The sequence below is a fragment of the Rhodococcus sp. EPR-134 genome, assembly GCF_001647205.1.
Lineage (GTDB): Bacteria > Actinomycetota > Actinomycetes > Mycobacteriales > Mycobacteriaceae > Rhodococcus_F > Rhodococcus_F qingshengii.
This window is the reverse complement of sequence record NZ_LVCT01000368.1, coordinates 1-8,385: the sequence shown is the minus strand read 5'-3', so window position 1 is coordinate 8,385 and position 8,385 is coordinate 1. Positions and strand designations below refer to the sequence as shown.

Here is an 8,385-nt window from a genome sequence, read left to right as displayed (position 1 = left end):
GACAACGCTGCCACCGGCATCGACGGCGGCCAACGCCCACACCTGAACGTGCACATCAACGCCAAAGACCTGGCCTACCACCGTGAATGCGCCACAACGAGTGATGGCTCAACACCTGCCCCGTCCGAGGACGACGATCCCGGCATGCTCGATCTCGACTTTCACGATCTCGACTTTCACGATCTCGATGTCGGCCACATGCCCTGGATGGGACCACTGAGCGTCGGCCGCACCCGCATGATCGCCTGCGACTGCATGCTCTCCAGCGTCCTCCTCGACGAAAACGGCGCCCCACTCGACGTCACCCCACTCAAAAGGCTTGTCACCGCGGCACAACGCACCGCCCTGATCGCCCGCGACAAAGGCTGCGCCTTCCCCGGCTGCGACTGCGTCCCCGCCTGGACCGACGCACACCACATCAAACACTGGGCCAAAGGAGGACCAACCGTCATGGACAACCTGGTCCTGCTCTGCCGAACCCACCACACCCTGATGCACCGAAAACCCGGATTCACCGGCAAATGGGAAATCCGAATGGGCACCGATCACCTGCCATGGTTCATCCCACCACCAGGCATCGACCCCGACCGGAAACCCCGCCGCTCCACCACGCGACTCTGAACCCGGAGGTCACCGAGCAAACGCCTCGGTGACCCATTCCGGCGTGCTTCGATAGCCGGAAAGGGCGGCGCGGCGACATCCATCCAACTCCACGCTCACAGGAGTACCACCCGAACCGTCAACCCGTAGGAGGGTTGATGATGCTGTCGCTGTCGCGATCTGATCACAAGGCGGAGCTATAGGAGCATCGGCTATGGCGGCAACCACGTCTCGACTCTCCGCTTCGGACAGGCGAATAACGTCCACGTCTGTCTGAGATTCATGCCGGCACACGGATAGTCCTGCAGCATCAGCGACAGGCGTAGCCAGCTCATTGTCTAGCGGGTCATAGCCTTCGCCTCTCTCGAACTGCTCGCGCGCCTTGTCAACTTCTCTGGCATCTGTCCGGTCGAATTGAACGGCAGACGAGCGATCGCAATTCGCCATCGTCGGAGAAAGACTCAACGAAGTTCGGACACGTTCGACTTCATGCAGAGATCGAAGCGAATCGAGAGGCCCGACTTGAAAGCCGCACGGACTCGACGGCCAGGCCGGAAACATCACTTGTCCGGCGCTGTTGGCCATCCACAGTTTGACGGGAACCAGTTCGCTTGTGACACAACTCGCAACGACATTGTCGGGAAAGCGTTTGGAGTCGACACGATATGCATCCTTGACGGCGGCTACGTCACCTTCGAGTCGAACCATGTCGACGGTTAGCGCTCCGGAGGCATCTTCGCCGACTTCGCAACGAAATACTGCCACTGGATCGAAATCAGATGGAAGATACCCTGTTTCGTGTTTCGGACGCGAATACAGATCGACACCGAACAGGCCCCATGCGACTTCAATTCCGAGACAGTCGGCAGTCTCGAACACCCGAGCCTCAGGAGGTGTGAAGTACACCGAATCTCGCCAGAACGGAGCCGAACAAGCGGTGACCAGGCAAAGCGACGCCACCAACGGCACCGACAGCAGCGCGCGTGCCGAGACCGTCAATTGCCCGCCCACTCCAGAAGGTTGTCGGCGGTCCAGGTATTGATCACCCGATCGGCTTCGACGCCGCACTTTTCGGCCCGGTCACAGCCGTAGCCCTGCCAAGCCAGCTGACCGGGGGCATGGGCGTCAGTGTCGATGGAGAAAAGACAATCGAGATCGCGGGCCAACTCGATCAAACGCGAAGGCGGGTCACGACGATCGGGTCGGGAATTGATCTCAACGGCTGTGCCTGATTCGCGGCAGGCCTCGAACACTTTCTCCGCGTCGAACTGCGACTCGGGCCGGGTTCCGCGAGCACCCTCGACAAGACGCCCGGTGCAGTGTCCGAGAATATCGACACGCGGGTTTCGCACTGCAGCAAGCATTCTGCGGGTCATCGCCTCACGCTCGGACCGCAGCTTGGAGTGGACGCTCGCCACCACGATGTCGAGTTCGTCGAGCAGATCGGGATCCTGGTCGAGTGAACCGTCCTCGAGGATGTCCACCTCAATTCCCGTGAGGATGCGGAAGGGAGCCAGTTCGGCATTCAACCCGGCTATCACGTCGAGTTGAGACCGTAGGCGCTCCGCGGACAGCCCGTTTGCAACTGTGAGGCGAGGCGAATGGTCGGTGAGGGCGCAGTAGTCATGGCCGAGTGCTGCTGCGCGTCGCATCATCTCTTCGATGGGGCTTCCACCATCGGACCAGTCGGAGTGGGTGTGGAGGTCGCCGCGGAGGGCTTGTCGCAATGGGCTGTCGCCGATGGGCTCAGCCTGCCCCCGCAGTTCCTCGAGATACTCGGGGATGCCGTCGTACGACTGAGCGATAATCGTGGCAGTCTTCGGCCCGATGCCGGTGAGGGCCTTCCAACTGTCGGCTTTCCGGCGAGACTCCTTCTGCTCGTCGGACAATCCTGAAAAGACCTCCGCAGCTCGGCGATAGGCCTTGACGCGGTGCGTTTCAGCGCGTGATCGTTCGAGCCAGTAGGCGATCTCCCGAAGCGCTTCATCCGGTTCCATGAGACCACTGTTCCGTCAGCAGCGGCTCGCGGCAACCCTTGATCCCCTTACGCTGTGAATATGGACGACCCGAGAGCACGATTTGAAGCCGCGCGGGTGGCTCACCTGGCAACGGCAGATGCGGCCGGCGTTCCGCACATCGTGCCGCTGGTATTCGTCTTGGTCGGCGGCACCGTCTATTCCTGTGTCGACCACAAACCGAAAACCACGACCGCTCTTCGCAGGCTCCGGAACATCACCGAGACGGGGCGCGCAAGCCTGCTGGTCGATCACTACGACGACGACTGGTCCGCGCTCTGGTGGGTCCGCGTCGACGGACATGCGGAGGTTCTCGACCCCGGCACCAAGGAGTCCGAGAGCGCGATCGATGCTTTGGCCGCAAAGTATCCGCAGTACGTAGATCACCGACCGCACGGACAGGTCATAGCTGTCCGCGATGTGGAGTGGTCGTCGTGGTCCGCAGCAGCCTAAGGTTCCGTCCTAGTGTTCAAGGAGCGAAAGTGATTGCAACACTCTCAATTCGGACAAATTGGCGGGGGATCGATGAAACGACGGCAGTTACTTCAGCGCGCAGCCACAGGTCTGGCGCTGGTAGCGGGACCTCAGGTGATCGACATGGGTAGCAGTTCCGGAAGCAGTCAAGACGCAACAAGCCCGTTGAACGAACAGTTGTCGGTTGTTTCGCTCTCACACGTGAACGACCCGGCGACGACACCGGTTTTTCCCGGCGACCCCGAGTTCACTCTCGACACAGCGGCCACCATCGCAAACGACGGCTACTACCTCCAGTACGTCAAGGAAGGTGAGCACACGGGCACGCATTGGGGCGCACCCGCACACTTCCAGGAAGGCGGCCTCACAGCCGACCAACTCGATCCGGCGGACCTCTTCCTCCCCGCAGTGAAGATCGACATCCGGGACAAGGCTGCCGCCGATTCGGACTATGCGCTCACGGTCGCGGACCTGCAGGAATGGGAAACGCGCAACGGCAAGATCCCCGATGGAGCGGCCGTAGTTCTCTGGACCGGGTGGGAATCGCGCTGGGGTAGCGAAGAATATGCCAACTCCGATGCCGAGGGCGTCACCCACCAGCCCGGCTTCTCGGTGGACGCGGCGCGGTGGCTGATAGACACCGGCCGTTTGGGCACCCGCGGAGCATTGGGAACCGACACGTTCGGTCCCGACCTCGGAAACGACGAAACCTACCCCGTCTCGACAATCCTGTACGACAAGCATCGAATCAGCCTGGAGAACTTGAACAATCTTGCCGCCCTGCCAACCACCGGGGCTAGCATCCTTGTCGGTGGTGCGATCAACAAGGCCGGATCGGGTTCACCGGCAACGATTTTCGCACTACTACGGCGATAACCATTTGCGACGGTCGCCGAAGACAACGACCGCTCCCTTCCCACTTCTCTTCGCCTCGTACATCGCCGCATCGGCCTGGCGAAGAAGAGTGTGCGCGCTGAGCGGTTCGTCCCCGAACTCGAACTGCGCGGACTCGAAATGCGCGACACCAACGCTCGCACCCACCGACACCGATGTGTCTGCAGTCTGATCGGACCTGAGCGCGTCGACGATCCGGCGAGCCACGACGACGGCGTCGTCGATCGTGCCCTGCAGGAGCACTGTGAACTCGTCGCCACCGAATCGAGCGACAAACGCACCCTCGGGAACCGCTTCGCGCAGACGTGCTGTGAGAGCAACCAGTAACCGGTCGCCGGCCGGGTGCCCGTATCGATCGTTGATCTGTTTGAAGTCGTCCAGATCGACAAGCATCAGCACCCAATCGGAGTTCGTCTGGCGATAGTTTTCGATGGCGCTCGCAAAGTGTTCGTCGAACGCGGCCCGGTTTGCAAGCTCGGTGAGTGGGTCGTGATGTGCTCGGTACCTCAGCTCGTCCTGGGCAGCGGAGATCTGTTGGAGGAGCGCGTCGTTCTCGAGGAGCGTGAGTATTTGGCGCACCAGCGCGAGAACCAACACGCCGACGCCGAGTATCACGACCACGGCATCGAGGTTGCCGACGATCAGCGCCTGAACAGTCACGATCGTCGCGATCACCGCGATCAACAGATACGGCAGCAGCAACTGAGTCCGATCGCTTCGCCACTGCTGCGGCGCGTTGCGGTTCCGAGGCTCGGTTCGCTTCGTCAGCGCCGCCAAGGCGATCAACGGCGGCCCCGCGATGAACCCGGCATCGGCGATGGTCGGCATACTCTCGGCGCCGATCGCCACCAAGTACGCGTAAAGACTGTCCGAAAGGGAGAGCATCACCAACCCGCACCCGAGGAACGTCAGCGGTTCGCGGATCTCGGCAACGGCCTTCGGTCCGATGACCATCAGCAAGACCATGGCGATCAGAACGAAGTCGGTGATCGGATACATCACCGCGACAAGAAACCCGAGAGATCCCGTCGGACCGGTATGAACGACGGCGCCCAGGGCCGTCGTCCACGTGAGGATGAACAATCCACCGACAACGACAAGACCGTCGAGCGTCAGCACGAGCCAGAGATGGATCGGACCGATCGCCTCACGCCGGGGCGACTGACGCACCAACGACAGAAGCGCCGGCACGGCGAACACCGGGAACATGAAGAAACCGATATCCGCGATCGACGGCGACGGAAGTGGAACGTGGAGAACCGAGCGGTAGAACGCCCAGAAGAACATCCCGAGAGTCCAGCCGGCCATACCCAGAGCCATCAGAGTTCGCCAACGACGCTCGACGCCGTGATAGCGCCGCGATGTCCACCAACAGACCGCAGTTGCGGTGGCTCCGCCGACGAGCTGGGCGATATCGTCCACCAGAACCGAAGTTCGTGGGCTGAGCAGCCCGGATCCGGCGAGAGCGATGACCGCGACAACGACGCCGAGAACCAGCCACGTGCGTCGCGCTCGGAACTGCGTCATCGAAGAACCCATCGGTGTTCAAGGCGTCACCACCGATCGTCTTGCAGCCGGCATCGTTGCGGCCGGAATGTTCGTGGTGACGAATGCCCGTACGAACCTACCCGATTTGGTAGCGGATTGTTAACTGGACGAACGATCAGGAAGGCTCGTACGCCGCGGCGCTGTACTCCGCTCGGGTCCTACGCCGCTGCGAAGTCCATTTCGCGATCACCCCTTGCGACGGGCTGAACAGGTACACCAGAGCGAACACGATGCCCTGCGTCATGACGACCATGCCACCGGAAGCCGTGTCGAGGTAGTAGCTGACGTAGATACCGGTAATCGCGCAGACTGCGGAAACGACGGGAGCTATCACCAGCATCCGCGAAAACTTGTCGGTGAGGAGGTAGGCCGTCGCGCCGGGGATGATCAGCATCGCCACCACCAGCACGACGCCGACGGCTTGCAACGCCACAACGGACGTGAGTGCGAGGACGCCGAGTAGCAGCGCACCCAGGCGCTTGGGCGAAAGACCTATCGCGTTCGCATGGATCGGGTCGAAGGCGAACAACGTCAGATCACGACGCTTGATCAACAGAATGCTCAACGCCAACGCGCCGAGTATCGCGACCTGCAGAAGATCGGACGAGCTCACCCCCAGCAGGTTGCCGAAAATGATGTGGTTGAGATCGGTCTGGCTGGGGGTCACCGAGATGAGAACCAAACCGAACGCAAAGAGAGTCGTGAAGACGATACCGATCGCGGCGTCTTCCTTGACGCGACTGGTGTTACGGATCAGTCCGATCAGCGCTACGGCGATCAACCCGAAGATCAAGGCCCCGATGGCAAATGGTGCGCCGACGACGTAAGCGAGGACAACACCCGGCAGCACGGCGTGCGAGACGGCGTCGCCCATCAACGACCACCCGATGAGCACCAACCAACAACTGAGCACCGCGCAGACAACCGCTGCCACAACCGCAACGGCCAACGCTCGCACCATGAATCCGTACTGGAGAGGATCAAGTAGCAGTTCTACGAGGTTCATCGATCAGGTCCTGTCCATCACGTCGAGACCGAAAGCCAGGGCGAGGTTTTCCGGTTGCAGCACGGTGTCCGGGTCGGAATGCACCAGGACCTTGCGCATGAGCAGTACCGCCTCGTCGCAGAGTTTCGGCACAGCGTGGAGATCGTGGGTCGAGACCAAGATCGACCGGCCGTCGGAAGCCAACTCTCGTAGCAGCGTAGAAATCGTTGCCTCGGAACGCTTGTCGACGCCCGCAAACGGCTCGTCCAGCAACAGTATCGACGCGTCCTGCGCGATGCCGCGTGCGACGAACGCGCGCTTCTTCTGACCACCCGAGAGCTGACCGATCTGACGATCCGCAAATTCGGTGAGTTCCACCCGCTCGAGGGCCTCTGCCACCGCCTCGCGATCTGCACGCCGCGGACGTCGCAAGAATCCGAGGTGACCGTACCTGCCCATCATCACGACGTCACGGACGCTGATCGGGAAGGTCCAGTCGACGTCTTCACTCTGCGGCACGTATCCGACGCGGCCGCTCTTGCGCGCAGTGGCTGCGTCGAGACCGGCGATTCTGACAGAACCGTTGTCCGGCTTGATCATCCCCATGATCACTTTGAACAGAGTCGACTTTCCTGAACCGTTCATGCCGATCAGTCCGCAGACGCTACCCGAGTTCAACGTCAGATCGACGTGGTCCAGTGCGTGGACCTCGCCGTAGTGAACGCTGACGTTTTCGACGCGAATGGCTTCGTTCATGATTTACCGCCGGTCAGACCGCCGAGGATGACGTCGGTGTCGTGGCGAATCATGTCCAGATAGGTGGGCACGGGACCGTCGGCTTCGGACAGCGAATCGACGTACAGCGTTCCGCCGAACTTCGCGCCGGTCGCCCCGACAACCTGCTGCATGGGGGCATCCGAGACCGTCGACTCGCACAAGACGGCGGGAACGGAATTGGCTCGGACGAAGTCGATCGCGGCGATGATCTGCTGCGGCGTCGCCTGCTGCTCGGCATTGACCGGCCAGATATACGCCTCGCTGAGTCCCGCGTCCCTGGCCAGATAGGAGAACGCACCCTCGCAACTGACAAGTGCGCGCTGACCTGCGGGCAATGCCGCCAGGCCACTGACCAGGCCGTCCTGCACTGCTTGCAGTTCCGCCTTGTACTTCGCGCCGTTCTCCGCAAATGCCGAGGCGTTGTCCGGGTCGAGGTCGCTGAAAGCAGTCACCATGTTGTCGACGTAGATCTGCGTATTCAACGGAGACATCCATGCATGCGGATTGGGCTTGCCCGCATACGCGTCGCCGGCGATCGGAATGCCTTCGACGCCGTCGCTGACCACGACGTGTGGCACGTCCAGTCCGTTGACGAATTTCGCGAACCACGCCTCGAGGTTCATGCCGTTGTCGAGGATCAGATCGGCTTCGCTCGCCCGCCGAATGTCTCCGGGCGTCGGCTCGTAGCCGTGAATTTCCGCCCCCGCCTTGGTGATCGACTCGACGCGAAGATGATCGCCGGCAACGTTCTGGGCGATGTCCGACAGCACGGTGAACGTGGTGAGCACCACCGGGCGGTCGTCGTCGGAGCCAGAACTCACCGCAGAACAGCTGGACAGAAGCAGGGCGGCGAGGGCGGCAATTCCCAGGCGGCGGAAGTTCTTCGCGTCGCGTGTCGTCATGGTCGAACTCTAATATGTGGGTAAACAAATACACAAGTTCGTCTCGCCGAACAATCTCCACTCGATAGGCTCGGGCCATGCGTCCTACTGCCTTGATCACCGGTTCCAGTCGCGGCCTCGGAGCTGCCATCGCACGCGAACTGGCGCCGACACACGACCTGCTGCTCGGTGCACGATCCGCGCAGGCCCT

General features: G+C 61.6%; 8 protein-coding genes and 1 pseudogene. 4 read left to right on the top strand and 5 right to left on the bottom strand.

Annotation, left to right across the window (positions count from 1 at the left end; translation table 11 throughout):
* Positions 1-621: HNH endonuclease signature motif containing protein (locus tag A2J01_RS16730; protein WP_156519300.1), on the top strand; the 621-nt coding region annotated here is incomplete at its 5' end.
* 974 nt (positions 622-1,595) lie between these two features.
* On the opposite strand, the gene A2J01_RS16720 is transcribed toward A2J01_RS16730, so the two are convergent.
* Entirely contained in the window at positions 1,596-2,597 is a 1,002-nt protein-coding gene (locus A2J01_RS16720; protein ID WP_064113149.1) for a PHP domain-containing protein, read from the bottom strand.
* 60 nt (positions 2,598-2,657) lie between these two features.
* On the opposite strand from A2J01_RS16720, the gene A2J01_RS16715 reads away from it, so the two are divergent.
* Positions 2,658-3,068, top strand: a complete 411-nt coding sequence (locus A2J01_RS16715; protein WP_030537452.1) for a TIGR03668 family PPOX class F420-dependent oxidoreductase — start codon at positions 2,658-2,660, stop codon at positions 3,066-3,068.
* Between the two features lie 144 nt (positions 3,069-3,212).
* Positions 3,213-3,965 carry a cyclase family protein gene (locus A2J01_RS16710; RefSeq protein WP_172403480.1) on the top strand — a complete coding sequence of 251 codons (753 nt, stop codon included), beginning with the start codon at positions 3,213-3,215 and terminating at the stop codon, positions 3,963-3,965.
* Here A2J01_RS16710 and A2J01_RS16705 read toward each other — a convergent pair.
* The 4 genes from A2J01_RS16705 to A2J01_RS16690 form a co-directional block, all read right to left on the bottom strand.
* A complete protein-coding gene (locus A2J01_RS16705) occupies positions 3,954-5,510 on the bottom strand; it encodes a GGDEF domain-containing protein (RefSeq protein ID WP_064113148.1) in 1,557 nt (518 codons plus the stop codon). The genes A2J01_RS16710 and A2J01_RS16705 overlap by 12 nt on opposite strands.
* Before the next feature lie 136 nt (positions 5,511-5,646).
* The gene (locus tag A2J01_RS16700) at positions 5,647-6,537 is read right to left on the bottom strand and encodes a metal ABC transporter permease (protein ID WP_064113147.1); all 891 of its coding nucleotides are present in this window, start codon (positions 6,535-6,537) and stop codon (positions 5,647-5,649) included.
* A 3-nt stretch (positions 6,538-6,540) separates the two neighbouring features.
* Positions 6,541-7,272: a metal ABC transporter ATP-binding protein gene (locus A2J01_RS16695; protein ID WP_003942501.1), complete on the bottom strand. Its 732-nt coding sequence runs from the start codon at positions 7,270-7,272 to the stop codon at positions 6,541-6,543.
* On the bottom strand, positions 7,269-8,195 hold the full coding sequence (locus A2J01_RS16690; RefSeq protein WP_064113146.1) for a metal ABC transporter substrate-binding protein: 927 nt from the start codon (positions 8,193-8,195) through the stop codon (positions 7,269-7,271). Before A2J01_RS16690 ends, A2J01_RS16695 begins: the two co-directional genes overlap by 4 nt.
* A gap of 77 nt (positions 8,196-8,272) precedes the next feature.
* Here A2J01_RS16690 and A2J01_RS35835 point away from each other — a divergent pair.
* Positions 8,273-8,385: pseudogene (locus A2J01_RS35835) on the top strand (short chain dehydrogenase); the annotation flags it as partial.

Excerpts from the sequence above, each read along its gene's own strand:
- A2J01_RS16710 (WP_172403480.1), top strand. The coding sequence starts at position 3,213 with ATGGGTAGCAGTTCCGGAAGCAGTCAAGACGCAACAAGCCCGTTGAAC.
- A2J01_RS16705 (WP_064113148.1), bottom strand. The coding sequence starts at position 5,510 with ATGACGCAGTTCCGAGCGCGACGCACGTGGCTGGTTCTCGGCGTCGTT.
- A2J01_RS16690 (WP_064113146.1), bottom strand. The coding sequence starts at position 8,195 with ATGACGACACGCGACGCGAAGAACTTCCGCCGCCTGGGAATTGCCGCC.
- A2J01_RS16715 (WP_030537452.1), top strand. The coding sequence starts at position 2,658 with ATGGACGACCCGAGAGCACGATTTGAAGCCGCGCGGGTGGCTCACCTG.
- A2J01_RS16700 (WP_064113147.1), bottom strand. The coding sequence starts at position 6,537 with ATGAACCTCGTAGAACTGCTACTTGATCCTCTCCAGTACGGATTCATG.
- A2J01_RS16695 (WP_003942501.1), bottom strand. The coding sequence starts at position 7,272 with ATGAACGAAGCCATTCGCGTCGAAAACGTCAGCGTTCACTACGGCGAG.
- A2J01_RS16720 (WP_064113149.1), bottom strand. The coding sequence starts at position 2,597 with ATGGAACCGGATGAAGCGCTTCGGGAGATCGCCTACTGGCTCGAACGA.